This window comes from Pseudonocardia sp. Ae150A_Ps1 (assembly GCF_001932315.1).
Taxonomy (GTDB): Bacteria; Actinomycetota; Actinomycetes; order Mycobacteriales; family Pseudonocardiaceae; genus Pseudonocardia.
Genome location: NZ_MCIJ01000003.1, coordinates 1 through 17,830, shown reverse-complemented (window position 1 = coordinate 17,830; position 17,830 = coordinate 1). Strand labels below are relative to the sequence as shown.

The following is a 17,830-nucleotide window of genomic DNA, read 5'->3' as shown; positions in this document are numbered from 1 at the left end:
CGGACCTGGTCGAGCGCGACTTCACCGCGACGGCCCCGAACCGGTTGTGGGTCGCCGACATCACCTACATCTAGACGCATTCCGGTTGGGTGTATGCCTCGTTCGTCTTGGACGCGTTCTCCCGGAGGATCGTGGGTTGGCAGCTGTCACGTCATCTCTACACCGATCTCGCCCTAGACGCACTCAACATGGGGATCTGGATCAGGGAACGCAGCGGTGCAGATCTGTCGCGGTTAACGCATCATTCGGACCGCGGTGTCCAATACGTTGCCATTCGCTACGCTGAGCGGCTCGGCGAAGCTGGTGTCGTCGCTTCCGTCGGGTCGGTCGGCGATTCCTATGATAACGCGATGGCGGAGGCATTCAACTCGTTGTTCAAGGCCGAATTGATCCGCAACAAGGGGCCGTGGGCGGGGATCAGCGACCTTGAACTCGCGGTCGCCGAGTACGTCGACTGGTACAACCACCGCCGACTACACGGCGAACTCGGCTTCGTCCCGCCGGTCGAGTACGAGATCCATAACGCCACCACCACGACCGCCCGGCAGCCCGCCGGAGCATGAGAACTCAGCCTCTACCAAACCCGGCACTTGACAGGGTGTCGTGGACGTAGCGCCAGGCGGTGCTGATCGCGACCCCGAACCCGACAGCAAGCCGGGCGTAGGTGTCACCGTTGCGCAGATACGCGAGGACGAGCAGGGCCTGGTGGCCTGCGGTGAGCCGCCACCACCGACCCGTGCTATCCCGCCGCCGGCGCCGGATCAGCGTGCTGAGCTGGGTGAGTGTGTGGGTCGACAACGCGATCGCAGCAGGGTAGGACAACACGACGAGGCTCCCGGTCAGGATGGTCGATCTTGGTCGACTGCTGTCCTACCGGGAGCCTCACCCAGCCCCGCCAACCACCCCAAGCGAGCCGCTGACCAGCACAATCACGATGGAAAAGGCTCACTGGTTCGATCTTGAGGACCAGGAAGGAAGGCACTGGTGCCGGCACCGAAGAAGTACCCCGACGAGCTGCGTGAACGAGCGGTTCGGCTGTATCGGGAGTCCGACCCTCGTCCGACGTTCCGGGGGCTTGCCGAGCAGCTCGGGGCGCATCACGAGGCCCTGCGCAACTGGGTCCGTCAGGCTGAGGCAGACACCGGCGAGCGCCATGATCGGCCGTCGACCGACATACTCGCCGAGAACCGCCGGTTGGCGCGCGAGAACGCCGAGCTGCGGCGGGTCAACGAGGTCCTACGCGCGGCGAGCGCCTATTTCGCCAGCGAGATCGGCCCGACCCGGAGGTGGTCATGAGCTTCGTCGACGCCCATGACTTCCCCGCCGGTCTCGTACTACGGGTCCTCGGCATCGCCACCTCGACCTACTACGACTGGCGTGCCCGCCGGGTGTCGCCATCGCAGCGGCAGCTCGACGACGGCGTACTGCTCGAGCAGATCGTGAAGATCCGCTCGGTCAGCGAGTTCGCCTCTGGGCCGCGGGGCGAGCAATCACCTCGATGCCGCAGCGATGCGGTCCGAGGCCAGCGCAAGGGCAGGGCGACGTGGCCGGTCGGGGGTAGGGGCTCAGGGTGTCCTGTGTACGCTTGGGGTGTCGTTGTTGTTGCTGGATCCCTTGGCGAATTTGAGTCCCACGATGCATCCGATCAGGATGGTGAGCACAACGGCTTTGGCGGGTGTGAACTGCTCGCCGCCCGTCAGCATGGCGTACGCTACGGTCAGTACCGCGCCGATCCCGATCCACACCGAGTAGGCGACGCTGACCGGGATCCTACGCATCGCGAGCGCGAGACCGAGCATGCTCAATCCCAGGAACACGAGGAACACGACGGTGGGGATGGGCCTGCTCAGTCCGGCGGACATACCGAGCGCTGTCGCCCACACGGCCTCGAACACCGCACTGACGATGAGGATCAACCAACTCATCAGGAAACCGCCTTGAGCGCGACCACGCTGCCGACCAGACCGGCGAGCAGGATGATCTTCAGCGGGGTCGCCTTCTCCTTGCCGCTGCTGATCGCCCACCCGGCGGTCAGCACAGCGCCGACACCGACCCAGACAGCGTAGGAGGTGCCGGTGGGCAGACTCTGCATCGCGATTGCGAGCCCGGCCATGCTGAAGACGAGAGCGGCCGCGAACACGATCGTCGGTCCGCGGCGCTTGAACCCGTCGGAGGCGGCCAGCGCTGTGGCCCATACCGCCTCCAAGACACCGGAGGCGATCAGGATGCTCCATGCCACGATAAACTCCAGAGGCCAGTCTTGTCGCTGCGCGGGTACTGGCCGACCTCGTCCGCAAGGCCGCTGAGGCCCTCGGTACGCAAACCTACCAAGGAGCTCCAGATCATGGCAGGCGGCGGCGAGCTATGTCGCCGCCTCAGGGGGTCGGCAAAGTCGTCTCGCAGCGCCAGCGGCCCCTCCGGCCGGAGCGGGCGTGGACCGGTCGGGTGCGGCGCAGCACGGGGTGTCGGTAAGAAACGGGTCATGAAGTGCCACCGAACCCGGTGGCTTGGCGGTGGCGCTCTCTGTCAAGGTCCGGGTTCGGTGGAGGCTGGGTTCTCATGCCTCGGCGAGTAGCCGGGCGTGATGGTTAGCTTCGTGCTCGACCGGGGGGTGTCTCCATGTGGCTGTCAAGCCGCGGCGAGGGCCGGATCGGGTTCGGTGGCCCTCGGTGGGGTGCAGGTCGGCGATCCGGCGCATCGCCAGCCCAGGCAGGTAGGCCACGTCGATACCCAGGCTGCGGGCGACCGCGACGGCCAGCGCGCCGATCGAGGCCGGTTGATCGACCACCACCAGCACCCGACCGTGCTCCGCGAGCGCGGTGAACACGGTGCGCAGCGCGGTCTCGTCGTTGGGCAGGGCCTTGTCGTGCACCCGCTTGCCCGCAGTGTCGAGCGCGCAGGCGTGGTGTTCGGACTTGCCCACGTCCAGCCCGCAGAACACTGCGAACGGCACCGCTTCGATCTCCTCGGACAACCGGCGCCCTTCCGTCGTCGTGGCAGACCAGCCTGGACACCCGCGCCGGCAGCCACGTTACGAGCAGACCACGCAAGCGGGTCAGGTCTCTATCAGCGGTCGTTGGCGCCCTCCGACCACGGTGACAACACCCCCAGACCATCAACGACAGTGCGGTTCCCCCATGATCGGGGAGGCATCAGCTATAAGGGGTAGCGATGCCAGAGGTACGGAAGCGATACGACCGGGAGTTCCGTGACGGGGCGGTCCGGATCGTCGAGGAGACGGGCAAGCCGATCGCCCAGGTCGCCAGAGACCTGGGGGTCAACGAGGGCACGCTGGGCAACTGGGTGGCCCGCGCCCGTGAGGCCCGTGAGGAGACCGAGGGCCTGTCCCGCGGGGACGTCGAGGAGCTCAAGCGGTTGCGTGCGGAGAACGCCGAGCTGCGGATGGAGCGTGATGTCCTCAAGCGATCCGTGGTCCTGTGGGTCAAGGAGGCGACGAGGTGAGCGTGGCCCGTTTCATCGCCGACCAGAGGACCTTCCACCGGGTGCCGCACACGCTGGCCTGTGCCCTGCTCGGGGTGTCGATCTCGTGGCTGTACAAGTGGCTGCAGCGCGCCGGCAGCCCCGACGGTGGCACGACCGCGACCGAGCAGCGGCGGACCCGGCTCGACGCCGCGGTGGGCGTGGCGTTCGACGCTGCCCAGCGGTTGCACGGCTCGCCGAGGTTGCACGCGGACCTGCGTGAGGCCGGCTGGCAGGTCTCGGAGAAGACTGTGGCGGACTCGATGCGTCGCCAGGGCCTGGTCGCGCGCCGGATCAAGAGACGCAACGGGCTGGCCCGTCAGGACCGCGCAGCGCCGAAGTTCCCCGACCTGCTCAGACGCGACTTCACCGCGGCCGAGCCGAACCGCCGCTGGGTCGGGGACATGACCGAGATCCCCACCGCGGCCGGGAAGCTGTATCTGGCCACGGTGATCGACCTGTACTCGCGGCGGTTGCTCGGCGCGGCCACCGGACTGCACCCGAACGCCGAGCTGGCGTGTGAGGCCATCCGGATGGCCACCGCGGCCCGCGGTGGGGCGGGCTAGATCCGAGGAGTGATCTTTCACACCGACCGCGGGTCGACCTACACCGCCGGGGCGTTCACCGCGCTGTGTCGGCGGCTGGAGATCCGCCAGTCGATGGGTCGGGTCGGGTCGTGTTTCGACAACGCCGCGGCGGAGGCGTTCTTCTCCAGCCTGGAGTGGGAAGTATTGTCCCGCAACGACTTCGACACCACCAGCAGGGCGCGGGCGGTGGTCATCGACTGGTGCTACGGCTTCTACAACCACCGCCGGCGACACAGCGCCGCGGGCGGGCTCTCACCGATCAACTACGAGAACGCCGCTCTCACCCGAGACGCGGCATAGGGAACCCTCCACGATCTTGGGGGAACCACACAGGGGCAACGAGTCATGCCGTGGCCGGTGGCCTGCAAGCCCTCACCGGGCTTGATCAAGAAGGTAACGGGGTGTCGGCGTCGCAGCTGACATCGTCGCCCCGGTGACCGACGAGACGACCTCCCCGAAGCGCCCCGGCCGGGACCGCCGAGCGCACGTCGCGGGCGGTCGCCCGCACACGGTCCGGGTCAGGCTGAGCACCCCGGAGTACGTCGCGGTCCACGCGGCTGCGGTGCGCGCGGACACCTCCGACGCGGCCTGGTTGGGCGAGGCTGGCGTTGCCGCGGCGAGACCGGCAGCGTCGTCACCGGGCGGGCCGCCGCGGGGCTGGGGCGAGTCGATGCAGGCGCTGATGGCCGCGCGCGCCGAGCTGGCCGAGGACCGGCGGGTGCTGCGCAACGTCGGCGGCAACCTCAACGACCTGGCGCAAGCGGCGAACTCGGGGTCCGGGGTGGCAGCGGAGACCGAGCGGGTGCTGGGGTTGGTGGAGCGCGCTGTGGAGCGGATCGGTGGCTTGGTCCGCTACCTGATGGGCCCGGGCCGGGCCGGGCCAACGAGCACGTGAACCCGCGGGTGGTGGCGTCCTGGGATGCGATGCCTGACCTGCACCAGCCCCGCAGGGGCGAAGACGGGAGCTTCGGGGTCGACGCGCTGGCGGCGCACCTGAGTGATCCGGCGGTGGCCGCGGGGGTCGCACAGTCCGAGCCGGCGCCCGGCCCGAACGGGAAGGTACCGCGCGGGATCGTGTGGCACTGCTCGCTGCGCAACAGCGCCGAGGACGTCGTGCTCGACGACGGGCAGTGGGCCGAGGTGGCCACCGAGCTGATGGACCGGACCGGGATCGCGCGGGCGGGGGACCCGGCGGCGTGCCGGTGGATCGCGGTGCGCCACGCCGATGACCACGTCCACGTTGCGGCGATGCTGGTGCGTCCGGACAACGGCCGGCGGGTCCACCCGCGACGCGACTACGTCGTGGCCCGGCAGGTCTGCCGGGAGGCCGAGGACCGGCTCGGCCTGATCCCGACCGGTGCGGTCGACCGGACCGCGGTGAGCGCGCCGACGCAGGCGGAGTTGAAGAAGGCCGAGCGTGGCGGCCGGGGACAAACCTCACGCGAGCAGCTACGAGGGCAGGTGCGCGAGGCGGCGGTGTCGGCTCACGACGTCGAGGGCTTCTTCGTCGAGCTGGAGAACCGGGGGGCGTGGGTGTGTGCGCGCCGCGGCGCCGACGGGACGGTCCTGGGCTACGCGGCCCCGGGCTACCTCACCGCCGACGGGGGCCCGGTGTGGTTCTCCGGCGGGACCCTGGCCCCGGACCTGTCGCTGCCGAAGCTGGTGGCGCGGTGGGCGGCGGCGCCGGACCCGGCCGCGCCGATCCCGCCGACGTCGAGGGAGCGGTCCCGGGTGGGGAGGGCCGAACGGGCCGCTGCGACCCAGGACGCGTTGTCGGCGATGGACCACGCTACCGCGGTGCTTGCCGCCGGGGAGGACTGTGCGGGACTGCTCGACGCCGTCGCGCACGCCACCGGGGACATGGTCACCGTGGTCGGGAGGGTGGCCAGCGGCGGCTGGCGGATCGGCGTCGACGGCGCCCGGTTCCAGGACGAGGTCTGCCGGCCGTATGACCGGGCAGCGCACACCCCGCAGCAGGTGCAGCCGGATCGGTGGCCGGCCGCGGCCGCTCAGCTGCGCACCGCGGCGTGGCGGTTGTCCGGTACACGGGTCATCTTGCGTGCTGGTGACGGTGCGGCGCTGGTGGTGGCACTGGCTGCGCTGGTCGCTGAGGTCGCGGCCCTGCTGGAGGCACGGGGCCGGATCGTGCAGAGCCGTGCGGCGCGGCAGGGCCAGTGCGGTCTGGACGGCGCGCTCGCCGTGCTCCAGGCCCAGGAGGAGGCGACTGCTGCACGTCCGGCGCCCACGGCACCGAGCCGTCCGCGGACGCAGGGACCGGTGCAGCCCGGTCGTCCTCGGCCGTCCTCCCCTCATCCGGATCGGTCTCCTCGTCGTCCGGACGGGCCCCGCCGGTCCCGCTGACCAGCGGCCTGTGGCCTGGTCGGAGCCGAGGACTGTCAGGGGCAGCTGCGACCCCGGGTAGCGCTGTGGCGCGCCGAGCACCTGGAGGTCGTTGTGAGCGCAACGCTGGACCCCTCGCTGGAGCTGTTCTCCCGGGCCCGGTTCGACCCCGCAGGTTTCGCTCAGTGTCTCGCGCCGGGTTTGATGGAGGGTGTCAAGCCAGGAGATGATGAGCAGCGATGGCAGCCCCACGGAAGCACCCCAACGAGCTGCGGGAACGAGCGATCCGGCTGGTCCTCGACGCCAAGGCCGACCCTGTCAACGCCGGCACGAACGTCTGCCGCCGTATCGGTGACCAGCTGGGAATCCTTCCGGAAACCCTGCGCGGCTGGGTGAAGCAAGCCGAGATCGACGCTGGATCCCGGCCTGGGACGACGACCGATCAGGCCGCTCGGCTGGCGGAGCTGGAGCGGGAGACCCGTGAACTCCGCCGGGCCAACATCATTCTCAAGTCCGCTTCGGCTTTCTTCGCGGCGGAGCTCGACCGCCCGCAACGGTAGTCACCGACTACATCGACAAGAACAGGAACGAGTTCGGGGTCGGGCCGATCTGTGCCGTGCTGAAAGACGCCGGTATCCCGATCGCCCCGAGTGCCTACTATGCGGCGAAGACCCGTCCACCCTCGGCCCGGGCGGAACGCGACATCCTCGTCTCCGCCGAGATCGCACGCGTGCACGCCGAGAACTACGGCGTCTACGGCGTCCGGAAAGTCTGGGCACAGCTGGGCCGCGAAGGCGGCGTGGACGACCGGCCGGTCGCGCGGTGCACCGTCGGCCGGCTCATGAAAGCCGCAGGCCTGCGCGGTGTCCGGCGGCAGCGGGTGCCGCGGACCACCATCCGTGCCGACAGCCCCGACCTGCGCCCGGACCTGGTCGAGCGCGACTTCACCGCGACGGCCCCGAACCGGTTGTGGGTCGCCGACATCACCTACATCTAGACGCATTCCGGTTGGGTGTATGCCTCGTTCGTCTTGGACGCGTTCTCCCGGAGGATCGTGGGTTGGCAGCTGTCACGTCATCTCTACACCGATCTCGCCCTAGACGCACTCAACATGGGGATCTGGATCAGGGAACGCAGCGGTGCAGATCTGTCGCGGTTAACGCATCATTCGGACCGCGGTGTCCAATACGTTGCCATTCGCTACACTGAGCGGCTCGGCGAAGCTGGTGTCGTCGCTTCCGTCGGGTCGGTCGGCGATTCCTATGATAACGCGATGGCGGAGGCATTCAACTCGTTGTTCAAGGCCGAATTGATCCGCAACAAGGGGCCGTGGGCGGGGATCAGCGACCTTGAACTCGCGGTCGCCGAGTACGTCGACTGGTACAACCACCGCCGACTACACGGCGAACTCGGCTTCGTCCCGCCGGTCGAGTACGAGATCCATAACGCCACCACCACGACCGCCCGGCAGCCCGCCGGAGCATGAGAACTCAGCCTCTACCAAACCCGGCACTTGACACAACCTCGCCGACGACGTCACGTGGATCCTGCCTACGGAGCTGCTACCGGACCTGGATGAACTCGAGGGCGTCCCCGTCGTGCACGCCGACGTACCCGGCCCGTTGCTAGCCCACTGGGTTCGCCGACAAGGCGACGTCCGCTGAACCTCGGAACATCGACGACCCCTTCCAAACCCAATCCGCCAGACCAGCGGTCATCGACAGCAAACCGGAATCGGATTCGGCGCGTCGCGTTCCCTCTGACTGCTCTGATCGGGTAGAAAGTCCCCATGCCGCAACCGCATCGAGGAGACCGAGTCGCGACTCACGTCCGTCTCCCCCGTCCGATGCGCGAGGCCGCCGAGGCCATCGCTCGTCGTGACGGGATCGCCGTAGGCGACGCTGTCACGAAGGTGTTCGGCGGAGCCCTCGGGTTCGCGATCCCCGACTACTGCTTGTCCCCGCGCGAGCGAGCGACGCAGAACGAGTTGGAGCTGCCTCTAGACAAGGCCTCGTAACGAGATCGAGGCGGCCCCCGGCCAGGGGGCCGCCTCGATCTCGCTCTCGCGTCAGTCGGTCATGCACCCGCCTGACGCCGTAGCCCCGGCGAACCGGGGCCAATCCCCCACCTGCGAAGAAGGGGCGCTTTCGCGTGTCCAGGATACACCCTGGACCGGGCGGCGACCATGACAGACACGGGACGACTTCGTCGTGCCCGACTGCCAGCGGCACCTCAGCGGCGTCTCTGCGACGCCGACCTGTCGTTGCCGGGTACTCGTTTACCGGTCCTACCTCGCACAACTCCTCCCCAACACCTCTCCTCGTCGAGCAACGCGCGTTGTTCGGCCAGGTGGTCTCCTCGGTCACCTCGAGGGGCTGGGATGGCGTCGCCATTCCAGCCCCCCAGCTGTGCATCAGTTGCCGACGGCGCTCCGGGACTGAGCGAGATACTCCGCTGCGCTCGGTGGTCTGCGGCAGGTGCTGGTTCGCCAGCGGTGGCGAGGCGTCTCCCGCAGAGTTCAACGGACCCGGCTCCTCCGGCGAGCTACAGGAATCCGGGGCCCTGGGGTTAGCTGAGTCCCTGATCCCCCGTACGGCGCTGGATTGGTATCGAGGACTGCTGTCCTCCTCTTGGTATCAGCAGGTCCGACGTGACGCTGCCAGCCGGCTCCGTGGCCTGCTTGCCGAGCTAGCTCGGCGAGCCGACTGGGACACCCACACCAGCTGGCCGACCTGGGACCGCCTCCAGCGGTCCAGTGGCTGGCGCCGAAGCTCGACTGCTGCTTGGCTCGCCGAGCTGCAGCGCCAGGGTTGGCTGCTACGCGTCGAGGGAGGGTCCACTCCGCAGTATCGACCCATGGCCCTGCAACATCTGAGCGGGAATCGGGCAGCGGTCTACCAGCTGCGCGTTCCAGCTGTGGAGGCCACCGACAGGGCCATCCCGACGCTGCCTCCTGCTGCAGCACCCGGGCCATCCGTGGCTGCTGTAGAGAGCAGACAGGACACAACTTGGACCCCAACCCACTCACCTAATAATCCTTCTAAGACTGAATCTGTGGTTCCTACGCGCGCGAGCACCCGCATCCACAATCCCCAGGTCAAGTCACCTTCCCTAGCTGGTCACGGCCCTACCGGGCCGGGTCAAGAGGAACAGCAGGGCGGCTACTTCGGGAACCGGGTGCCAGTGACCAGCGCGGAGATGCTGGCTGCCGCCGCCGAGCTGCGATCTGACCCCGCGCTACGGCGACTCACACCCCGCTGGATTCGCGCCATCGTGCGGGGCTGGTGGGAAGCCGGCTGGACTAACAACGACCTGCGCTACGCCCTCGAGTACCGGCCCCGCCAGGACGGCCGCGCCATCCCTGCCCACCGCTGCCCAGCCAGCCAGTTGCGCAGGCCCGACGGCTGGTTACGCCATCGCCTGAGCTGGTGGCGCGACGCACACGGCCCGCTCGTCTCACCCACAGTCGACTCCCGCCAGCGCCGCTCGGCCGCCCTCGTCCGCGGCCACGCCGCCGCCCAACGACTGCCCTACGGCGCCACCGACCTGTCCCCCACCGACCTACAGATCAGTAGCGACGACCACCGCGCCGCCCGTTCTGCCATCGTCCGTCAGTGGGCTGCCGAGTTCACCGCCCGCCGCAACGCTGTCCGCCCCACCGCCGAGGTCGCCACAGTCGAAAGCAGCAAGCGCTACTACCGCCGGATCAGCCGCGCACTCGACGAAGGACGCAGCCGCCGCACAGCCACTCCCCCGCTGCTCGATCCGGCGGATGGTCACGTGGGCGTGCCCGCCTCAAGCGCCTCGCCGGACACCAGCTCACCGCGCAACCACGAGAGCAACGCCCTCGATGAAGGGCGAACCGCTCACGAGCGCGCGCTCGCCCGGGCACGGACCGAACGCACCTCCCGTCCTCTCCCCCGAGCTCACCGGAGGCTCCGATGACCGCCATGTCCGCGCGTTATGACAAGAGTGGGGACACCGGCGCACCACCTGACACGTTCGATCGTCAGCCCCCGCAGGACCTCACGGCCGAGCAGTCCGTGCTCGGCGGGATGCTGCTGAGCACGGACGCGATCGCCGACGTCGTGGAGGTGCTGCAGCCGGAGGACTTCTACCGGCCCGCCCACCAGACCGTCTACGAGACGATCCTGGACCTCTACAGCCGCGGCGAACCCGCCGACGCGGTCACCGTCTCGGCGGAGCTGCAGCGGCGCGGTGAGCTCGTCCGCCTCGGCGGCGCGCCCTACCTGCACACCCTGATCGCGACCGTGCCCACGGCGGCGAACGCGGCCTACTACGCCGAGATCGTGGGCGAGAAGGCGGTCCTGCGACGGCTGGTCGAGGCCGGCACCAGGATCGTGCAGCTGGGCTACCACGGCGCCGACGGCGGCGACGTCGACGACGCGGTGGACCGGGCCCAGGCGCCGCGGTCTACGAGGTCACCGAGCGCACCACCACCGAGGACTACACGGTGCTGGAGGAGCTGCTCCAGCCCACGATGGACGAGATCGACGCGATTGCCTCCCGGGGCGGCCAGTCCACGGGTGTGCCGACCGGCTTCGCCGACCTCGACCAGGTCACCAACGGTCTGCACCCGGGCCAGATGGTCGTCGTCGCGGCCCGGCCGGGTCTGGGCAAGTCGACCCTGGGTCTGGACTTCGCCCGTTCCTGCTCCATCAAGAACGGCATGACCAGCGCGTTCTTCTCCCTGGAGATGAGCAAGTCCGCGATCGTCATGCGTCTGCTGTCGGCGGAGGCGCGGATCCGGCTGGCCGACATGCGTGCGGGCCGGATGTCGGACGAGGACTGGACGCGGATGGCGCGGCGGATGTCGGAGATCTCCGAGGCGCCGCTCTACATCGACGACTCGCCGAACCTGACGCTGATGGAGATCCGGGCCAAGGCGCGCCGGATGAAGCAGCGCTACGACCTGAAGCTGATCATCCTGGACTACCTGCAGCTGATGACCTCGGGCCGCAAGGTCGAGTCACGTCAGCAGGAGGTCTCGGAGTTCTCCCGGCAGATCAAGCTGCTGGCCAAGGAGCTCGAGGTCCCGGTGATGGCGATGAGCCAGCTGAACCGTGGTCCCGAGCAGCGCACCGACAAGCGGCCGATGCTGTCGGACCTGCGTGAGTCCGGCTCGATCGAGCAGGACGCGGACATGGTGGTGCTGCTGCACCGGCCGGACGCGTTCGAGCAGGACGACCCGCGTGCCGGTGAGGCCGACCTGATCCTGGCCAAGCACCGTAACGGCCCGACCACGACGATCACCGTCGCGCACCAGCTGCACTACAGCCGGTTCTCCGACCTCACCCACGGCTGAGGCTCGGCCGATGGCGATAACCCGGTTATCGCTCCACCGCGTACGGCGCGGCGATAACCGGGTTATCACCTCAGTGTCGGAGCGCTGTCAGTGCATCGATCAGAGCCTGCAGTCCGTCGTCGTCGAGCTGTCGACGCAGGCGGCGCGCGATCTTGTCGACGTCGACTGCCGCATCCCGGTCGGGCTTGTCCGCCGCTGGAGCGGGAGAAGGCAAGTCGTTCGCGGGCTGGTCCGGCGAGTCAGTGCCGGAAGGTCGAGCGCGCTCCCCCGCCGGCGACTGACGACGCAACGCCTCTAGCTTCTCCGCCTGTTCTTCCGGTGGAGCCGAGGCCACGGTTCGAGCCTCCTTCACCGATATCTCGCCGATGCGGAGTCTCTCCTGCAGGTCAGGGGTGAGCTTGAGCAGTGACAGCCGCTGCGAAACCCAGGCCTGAGTCTTCGCCACTCGCTTCGCCGCCGTGCGCTGCGAGCCATGACGTTCCACGAGACCTTGAAGCTCGCGGGCCTCCAGCAGCGGGGGAAGGTCTTGACGGTGGATGTTCTCGACCAGCGTGGCCTCCGCCAGCATCGGGTCCGCTCCCCCGAGCCGGTCCTCGATCGAGGCGACGAGGTGAGGCAGCTCCGCCAAGCGGGCCCCCGCGAGCCGGCGGTTTCCGATGAGGACCACCCACGCCGCGATCCCGATCTGGTCCGCATCCTCCGGGTAGTGAGCGAGGTAGACATCCCGAGCGACCACCGTCGCTGGCTGCAGCTGTCCGTGCTCTCGGAGGCTGTCGGCGAGCTCCTGAATCGCGGGGTCGTCGTCGTACCCGTAGCGAGGGTTGCGCGGATTGTGGGCCAGGTCGGAAAGCGGGATGCGGCGCTGGGACACGCCGGGATCCGGTGTTGCCTGGAGCGAGGCCTGCGCGGCGAAGACGTCGGAGCCGAAGGACACCCGCCCGCGCTTGCGCTTCTTCGTCGACGACCCGATTGTGGATTCCGCGCTGCTCGCGGCCGCCTCGCTCATCGGGTGCGCCCGTAGCCGAGTTCGAGCGCCAGCCGCAGGATGTCCTGCTGGGCCTCCAAGGCCACACGGCTCTTGGCGTACTGGGTGCAGACGACACCCTCTGCTGCCGCCCGACTGTGGATCTTGTAACGACGAATGACCGAGTTCGCGAGCGGCCAGTTCTTCTTGCGGGCGAAGGTGAGGGTGTCGTCGAGATCGACCCGGCCGTCGCGTGGATCCCAGAGGTTCACGACCACGGTGTAGGGGACTCCCAGGGGCTCGATGACCTGGGAGATGGTCGTGTCGGCAGGTACGAAGGTGAGCGGCTCTGTCGTGATCGGGACGATCGCGTCGTCGGCGCTCTTCAGGACCGACCGGAGGATGTGCTCATTCTCCAGGCTGCCCGGGGTGTCCACGAACACGTGCGAGAAGTCGGCGTCTCGCAACCTCTCCAGATCACCGGGGCTGTCGGTCTCGGTGTAGGCGAATGGGATGTCATCGCCGACCCTGCTTGCCCACCAGTCCATGGATCGCTGCGGGTCGGTGCCTACGACCAGGACGGATGGATCGTCTCCTCCGAGCACCTGGTCGACGACAGCAGCGAGGTTGACGGTGATCGTGGTCTTGCCGACGCCGCCCTTCTGGCAGCACACAGCATGAACTCTGGCCAAGATGGCCACCTCTCCGTGGACTTCACGGCCCGGAGTTGGGCCGCTACTTCGGATAAGTCAGAGCAGATGATGCCAGCTGTGGGTTCGCGCTCCGCGGTCATCCCCCGGCGTGTGCGGTTCCGAGTCATGGCCGCGCGATAACCGGGTTATCGCCGTCAGCGCGCTGTCGATTTGGGAGCTGCGGCCTATCGATATTGGCGCTACCGGACCGGGAGCGCTGCTTGGGATCGAGGACGACGGCGAAGCTTCTCGCCGGCAACGCGCGCCGAGGCCGTGCGAGACGGCGACCACCCAAACGACGCTGCGGCGGGGGAGCGGGGACCGATAACCCGGTTATCGCCCACGCAGCGACGGTGGCTTCAGTCGTCGGCCTGGAATACACCCTGCGCGACCAGCCACTTCCGCCAGTAATCGACCCGATCGGGGTCGGCCGCGAACCCTTCGGGCCAGCCGTCGGTCGCGATCTGGCGCAGGACATCCCGGACTCGGCTGCGCCCAACGTGAGCGCGGGAGGAGACCTTCCGTAAGTGCGGGTCCACGACGGCGTTCATCGCGCGCGCGGTGTCGCCCAACGTGAAGTGCACCGGCCGGTAGGCGACCAGGACCTCATGTCCGCGCTCGTCTGGCCTGGCGACCAGTGAACTCTCGCGCATCCCTGCCCTCCTCACCTCGGTCCGGTACCGAGAACTGTACCGATGTCGGCGCTCTGACTGAGCACTTGCAGTGAGTGTGTCCTCCGCGGAGGTGGGTTACTACGTGTCCAAGCTGCCGGGCGAGGTCCCGGCTGAGAGTGTCCGCGCCGGTGCAGCAGGCGCCGTCACGCCAGCGTCCTGCGCCCCGATAGACCCAGCCGGACCAGCGCATTTCTGACGCTGGCCCCGGCCGTGGGGGCGAAGGGACGGCTTTGGTGCGAGGGACCGAGAATCATCAGTTAACGAGGTGGTGTCGCGCATCGCCGCGAGGCGTGGTCACCGCGTTCGGGTGCAGCTATCCCGGCCCCGCGCGCCCGGCGTGTCATTGCGGTTGCGTCCTCGGTGGCGAGAGATCCGTTCGAGTCCCTACAGACGGCCTCTGACCAGCTGGAACGCCCTCGGTTGCAGGCTTGCCGCGCGGCCCTGATCGCCGAGGCGAAGTTCTACTATCAGTTCCGGACTCAATGTGCGGCTGACCAGCGACTACGTATTCTCCGGTGGCAGCGGGAGAGAGTCGGCAACGACAGCTCAGTCAGCCCCACTGAGGGTGAGCTATGCCCGATATGCGAGTTCGGCGCTGTCTGCGGGCGCTACCGAGTCGACGACCTGCAGGATATGCGCTGGTCAGCGTCGTGGTGGCGAGCCACTTCGAGTGCGTGCCAGGCGGTCGGAGCCGAGTATCGCCCCGTCCGGTGCTCCAAGAGCACCGTTTGACGATCCGGCGCGGCTCGAGGCGCTCAACGAGTCGGAAGTGGTGGGCCTGTGGCCCCGGTCTTATCGATGCGGGAGCGTCGCAACCTGGGGGCGGGGTGACCGAGCACGTGGCTGCCCGACGGCCGGCCTCGCGCGTACGCGTGTGTCGCGTGGGCGTCACTCCGCGCGCCGGGCTAGGTCTCAGAGAAACTCCCGGCTCGAGCGGGACGGCGGTGGTCTCCGTCCACCGACCCTCGGCGACGGTGGCGGGGCGAGCTGTGGGGGTGGCGCCGGCCCTGGAGGTCGTGAAGACCCGGCGCCCACACCCGGAGAACCTTGCGGACCGTGACTCCCAGAGGCGAGCTCGGCGCGGCCCGTCGAGCCCGTGAGTCCCGCGACCCGGCCCGGGATCGAGACGCCCGCGCCCGGCTGACCCCCGCGCCCTGGCGGGGCCGGGGCGCGGGGGCAACGAGCGTAGGAAGCACCTGTGCTCGCGCTCAGTGCCCCCAGGACTTGAGAGCCGGGGGCGCGCGCGCTGTCGCCTGCGTCGTGGGCACTCGGCATCCCTCACTCGCCACGGCCGCGGCATCCGGCCATACCGAGACCGGCCGGCGTGGGTCCGTTTGCCTCAGGAGCTGCACGAGGGCCGGGAGTAGACCGCCGAGCAACGAGCAGACCGTGCCACGGCGGAAAGCGGCCAGGCGCGCTCGCGGTCGACGTCGCCGACGAGCCGGTCCGCGGCGGCGCGTCCCTTGCACGCACACCGAGCGCCGAGCCGTTCCCCAGGGCGCCGGGAAATTTCCGCGCGACCTCCTACCGCGGTGGCGGGCCCGGACAACGCGACGTACGCGTGCGCGTGCGAGGCCAGAAATTTCCACGGCTCCTGAGCTCGATGCCGGGCTCGGACCCGTTCTGTCCGACACCGTTGCCAGCCCGACTAGTCGCACTTAGTCTTCGAAGCACTAGGATCGCGGCTCAACGGGAAGGCGAACTCATGAGCATGCAGCTGCTCGCCGGGACGATGGAGTGCCGCAACGGCAACTGTCCGACCGTATGGCTGACCGAGCGGGGGGCGGTGATCGTGCAGGGCTACATCGCATCCGCTCGGACGGTGCGGGTGCCGCGCGACATCGTCGAACGCGCCGCGCGCGAACTGCAGATGCACGGCCTGTCCGTCGGCGCCGTGCCGGCGCCGCGGTCCGAGACCATCCGAGCGGCGGGGGAGTGGTTCGTGGTGTCCGGCACCCCGACGACGCTGGTGTGCCCCGAGGGAGAACGCGCCCACGAGGTCCTGGTGAGCGACGTGCTCACGGCCGTCGACGAAGCGACGAGGGAGGCCGTATGACCCCCGAAGACCTGGACGAGCTCTACCGCACCTACGAGCACTCCGCGTTCCGGCTGGAATGCCGCGACGTCTACGCGATCCCCGGCGAGGACCCGGACTTCGACGCCTTCCTCGCCGACAAGCCGTTCCCCGCGCGCACGGTCGACAACGACGACTGGCTGGCCAACGTCCACGCCCAGGTCGGCCGGGGCAAGTACTTCGGCCGGGTCCGGCTGCTCGGCCACCCGGTCACCGACTACACACGGTTCCAGCTGCTCTGCTACCCCCGGGAGAACATCCGCGCCGGCGAGGAAGTCCGCATTCTGGACCGACACTGGCTCAGCACGGGCGACGACGCCTGGACTCGGCAGGACTTCTGGATGTTCGACGAGCGGATCGTGGTGCTGCAGCACTTCGACGACGAAGGGCACTTCCTCGGCGTCTCTCAGGCCAGCGATCCCGCCCCCTACATCGCCATCCGTCGGCGCGCGGTCGAGCTTTCCGTCCCGTTCGACGACTACCGGCTGGTCCCGGCCCCACGATCGGGTGCCGAGACCCCTGAGCGCGCTGCGAGCTAACCCCCTTGACCCACGCCGACATCCACCCACAGCACCAGCGCCTGGCGGCGCGCTTGAAGGAGCTCCGCCAGGCCGCTGGGCTCTCGGCTGCGGCCCTGGGTGAGCAGCTCGGCTGGTCGCAGAGCAAGACCTCCAAGATGGAGAACGGCCACTCCGCTCTCGTACTTGCCGACATCGAGCAGTGGCTCGACACGGTCCACGCCGACGAGGACGTCCGTGCAGAGCTGCGCGCACTCGCCCAGGAGGCGGGGACCCGGGTACGGCCGTGGCGCAACAGCAACCGCCCCGACGGGCCCAGCCAGCAGGACGCCAGGGCTCGGCGTGACGCAACGACCAGCGGGATCGGGGTGTATCAGTCCGAGGTCGTTCCCGGGCTGTTGCAGACCCCGGACTACGCGCGCAGACTGCGCGAGATCCACAGCCTGCTCCCCGCCGCGGAGATCCCCGCCTCGGTGCTGTCGCTGATGAACCGTCAGACAGTCCTGTTCGACGAGTCCAAGCAGTTCGACCTGGTCATGACCGAGACCGCGCTGCGATGGCGTCCCGGCCCAGCCTCCGTGATGCTCGCTCAGCTCGACCGCATCGCCGCGCTGGCCAGCCTCCCCAACGTGCGCATCGGTGTGCTCTCCCGCGAGACGCAGGAGCGTGCCGAGGCCCGCCCCCTGCACTCCTTCGTACTCCTGCGCTACGACGACGCACCCACGACCGTCGAGATCGAGACACTCACCGCCGAGCAGGAAGTGACCGACCCAGCCGACGTCAAGCTCTACGAGCAGTTCCTCGCCGAGCAACAGCGGTCCGCAGAGCACGGACCCGCTCTACTCGCCCTGCTCGACCGCCTCCGCGCCGACCTCTCCTCGAACACCCCGACATAGTCGCAATACGACTAAGGCCCGCGATTAGCAAACTAGCTGGTCGCGGGCCGTTTCTGTGCGCGCAGGGTTAGTCGCGGGAACCTCGGACTGGACTCGCGACTAGTCACAGACTAGTCTGGAAGTTGGAGATGCCCCGGCGGGTGCGACCGCCGAGGCATCTGAGTGGACAACCGGACTAATCCCCCATCACGAGGAAGCCAGGCGCCCATGAAGACCGTGCCCAGAGACGTCGACCCGCAGGCGGTGCCCGGCCGTCTGCCGTGTGCCGATTGTCTCGCG

The 17,830-nt window shown here is 68.8% G+C and carries 15 protein-coding genes, 5 pseudogenes, 1 riboswitch and 1 other annotated feature; of the genes and pseudogenes, 13 read left to right on the top strand and 7 right to left on the bottom strand.

The features are described from left to right. Positions 1–86: 86 nt before the first annotated feature. Positions 87–563 (top strand): annotated as a pseudogene (locus tag Ae150APs1_RS29450) (DDE-type integrase/transposase/recombinase); the annotation flags it as partial. Positions 564–594: 31 nt separating this feature from the next. Here the strand turns inward: Ae150APs1_RS29450 and Ae150APs1_RS29445 are convergent. Next, positions 595–825 (bottom strand): annotated as a pseudogene (locus Ae150APs1_RS29445) (transposase family protein); the annotation flags it as partial. A 159-nt stretch (positions 826–984) separates the two neighbouring features. Here Ae150APs1_RS29445 and Ae150APs1_RS29440 point away from each other — a divergent pair. After that, entirely contained in the window at positions 985–1,296 is a 312-nt protein-coding gene (locus Ae150APs1_RS29440; protein ID WP_075302975.1) for a transposase, read from the top strand. A gap of 269 nt (positions 1,297–1,565) precedes the next feature. Here the strand turns inward: Ae150APs1_RS29440 and Ae150APs1_RS29430 are convergent, their stop codons facing one another. The 3 genes and pseudogenes from Ae150APs1_RS29430 to Ae150APs1_RS29420 all read right to left on the bottom strand — a co-directional run. After that, entirely contained in the window at positions 1,566–1,925 is a 360-nt protein-coding gene (locus tag Ae150APs1_RS29430) for a multidrug efflux SMR transporter (protein ID WP_075302973.1), read from the bottom strand. Next, positions 1,925–2,239: a multidrug efflux SMR transporter gene (locus Ae150APs1_RS29425; protein ID WP_075302971.1), complete on the bottom strand. Its 315-nt coding sequence runs from the start codon at positions 2,237–2,239 to the stop codon at positions 1,925–1,927. The genes Ae150APs1_RS29430 and Ae150APs1_RS29425 overlap by 1 nt, the downstream gene beginning before the upstream one ends. A 10-nt stretch (positions 2,240–2,249) precedes the next feature. After that, positions 2,250–2,315: riboswitch (guanidine-III (ykkC-III) riboswitch) on the bottom strand. Positions 2,316–2,665: 350 nt separating this feature from the next. Beyond that, a pseudogene (locus Ae150APs1_RS29420) lies at positions 2,666–2,974 on the bottom strand (transposase); the annotation flags it as partial. A gap of 197 nt (positions 2,975–3,171) precedes the next feature. Between Ae150APs1_RS29420 and Ae150APs1_RS29415 the strand changes: the two are divergent. The 8 genes and pseudogenes from Ae150APs1_RS29415 to dnaB all read left to right on the top strand — a co-directional run bounded on the left by Ae150APs1_RS29415 (position 3,172) and on the right by dnaB (position 11,733). Further along, positions 3,172–3,462, top strand: a complete 291-nt coding sequence (locus Ae150APs1_RS29415) for a transposase (protein ID WP_075295029.1) — start codon at positions 3,172–3,174, stop codon at positions 3,460–3,462. Further along, entirely contained in the window at positions 3,459–4,046 is a 588-nt protein-coding gene (locus tag Ae150APs1_RS33065) for a DDE-type integrase/transposase/recombinase (RefSeq protein ID WP_212567130.1), read from the top strand. Before Ae150APs1_RS29415 ends, Ae150APs1_RS33065 begins: the two co-directional genes overlap by 4 nt. Positions 4,047–4,055: 9 nt before the next feature. Then, positions 4,056–4,367, top strand: coding sequence for an integrase core domain-containing protein (locus Ae150APs1_RS33060; RefSeq protein ID WP_212567129.1), 312 nt, complete (start codon positions 4,056–4,058; stop codon positions 4,365–4,367). 133 nt (positions 4,368–4,500) lie between these two features. Next, a complete protein-coding gene (locus tag Ae150APs1_RS29405; protein WP_075302969.1) occupies positions 4,501–4,962 on the top strand; it encodes a hypothetical protein in 462 nt (153 codons plus the stop codon). A 29-nt stretch (positions 4,963–4,991) separates the two neighbouring features. Continuing rightward, a complete protein-coding gene (locus tag Ae150APs1_RS29400; RefSeq protein ID WP_139317328.1) occupies positions 4,992–6,428 on the top strand; it encodes a hypothetical protein in 1,437 nt (478 codons plus the stop codon). 218 nt (positions 6,429–6,646) lie between these two features. Continuing rightward, a pseudogene (locus Ae150APs1_RS29390) lies at positions 6,647–7,893 on the top strand (IS3 family transposase). After that, positions 6,928–7,056, top strand: a sequence feature (AL1L pseudoknot). (Overlaps the previous pseudogene by 129 nt.) A gap of 1,697 nt (positions 7,894–9,590) precedes the next feature. Beyond that, positions 9,591–10,352, top strand: coding sequence for a hypothetical protein (locus Ae150APs1_RS31695; protein ID WP_139317292.1), 762 nt, complete (start codon positions 9,591–9,593; stop codon positions 10,350–10,352). Between the two features lie 5 nt (positions 10,353–10,357). Further along, positions 10,358–11,733 (top strand): annotated as a pseudogene (gene dnaB, locus Ae150APs1_RS29385) (replicative DNA helicase). 70 nt (positions 11,734–11,803) lie between these two features. On the opposite strand, the gene Ae150APs1_RS29380 reads toward dnaB, so the two are convergent. From Ae150APs1_RS29380 to Ae150APs1_RS29370, 3 genes are all read right to left on the bottom strand, one after another. After that, on the bottom strand, positions 11,804–12,739 hold the full coding sequence (locus tag Ae150APs1_RS29380) for a ParB/RepB/Spo0J family partition protein (protein WP_075302965.1): 936 nt from the start codon (positions 12,737–12,739) through the stop codon (positions 11,804–11,806). Beyond that, on the bottom strand, positions 12,736–13,398 hold the full coding sequence (locus tag Ae150APs1_RS29375; protein ID WP_249266619.1) for a ParA family protein: 663 nt from the start codon (positions 13,396–13,398) through the stop codon (positions 12,736–12,738). The genes Ae150APs1_RS29380 and Ae150APs1_RS29375 overlap by 4 nt, the downstream gene beginning before the upstream one ends. A gap of 350 nt (positions 13,399–13,748) precedes the next feature. After that, on the bottom strand, positions 13,749–14,042 hold the full coding sequence (locus Ae150APs1_RS29370) for a hypothetical protein (RefSeq protein ID WP_075302963.1): 294 nt from the start codon (positions 14,040–14,042) through the stop codon (positions 13,749–13,751). Between the two features lie 1,726 nt (positions 14,043–15,768). Between Ae150APs1_RS29370 and Ae150APs1_RS29365 the strand changes: the two genes are divergently transcribed. From Ae150APs1_RS29365 to Ae150APs1_RS29355, 3 genes are read left to right on the top strand one after another with little or no spacing between them, the layout of a single operon-like run. Continuing rightward, positions 15,769–16,119: a hypothetical protein gene (locus Ae150APs1_RS29365; RefSeq protein ID WP_075302961.1), complete on the top strand. Its 351-nt coding sequence runs from the start codon at positions 15,769–15,771 to the stop codon at positions 16,117–16,119. Further along, a complete protein-coding gene (locus Ae150APs1_RS29360; RefSeq protein WP_075302959.1) occupies positions 16,116–16,676 on the top strand; it encodes a DUF6879 family protein in 561 nt (186 codons plus the stop codon). Before Ae150APs1_RS29365 ends, Ae150APs1_RS29360 begins: the two co-directional genes overlap by 4 nt. 5 nt (positions 16,677–16,681) lie before the next feature. Then, positions 16,682–17,551, top strand: a complete 870-nt coding sequence (locus Ae150APs1_RS29355) for a helix-turn-helix transcriptional regulator (RefSeq protein WP_075302957.1) — start codon at positions 16,682–16,684, stop codon at positions 17,549–17,551. Positions 17,552–17,830 lie beyond the last annotated feature (279 nt).

Coding starts and splice junctions, on each gene's coding strand:
- Ae150APs1_RS29430 (WP_075302973.1), bottom strand. CDS start 1,925: ATGAGTTGGTTGATCCTCATCGTCAGTGCGGTGTTCGAGGCCGTGTGG.
- Ae150APs1_RS29400 (WP_139317328.1), top strand. CDS start 4,992: ATGCCTGACCTGCACCAGCCCCGCAGGGGCGAAGACGGGAGCTTCGGG.
- Ae150APs1_RS29415 (WP_075295029.1), top strand. CDS start 3,172: ATGCCAGAGGTACGGAAGCGATACGACCGGGAGTTCCGTGACGGGGCG.
- Ae150APs1_RS29370 (WP_075302963.1), bottom strand. CDS start 14,042: ATGCGCGAGAGTTCACTGGTCGCCAGGCCAGACGAGCGCGGACATGAG.
- Ae150APs1_RS29365 (WP_075302961.1), top strand. CDS start 15,769: ATGAGCATGCAGCTGCTCGCCGGGACGATGGAGTGCCGCAACGGCAAC.
- Ae150APs1_RS29380 (WP_075302965.1), bottom strand. CDS start 12,739: ATGAGCGAGGCGGCCGCGAGCAGCGCGGAATCCACAATCGGGTCGTCG.
- Ae150APs1_RS29360 (WP_075302959.1), top strand. CDS start 16,116: ATGACCCCCGAAGACCTGGACGAGCTCTACCGCACCTACGAGCACTCC.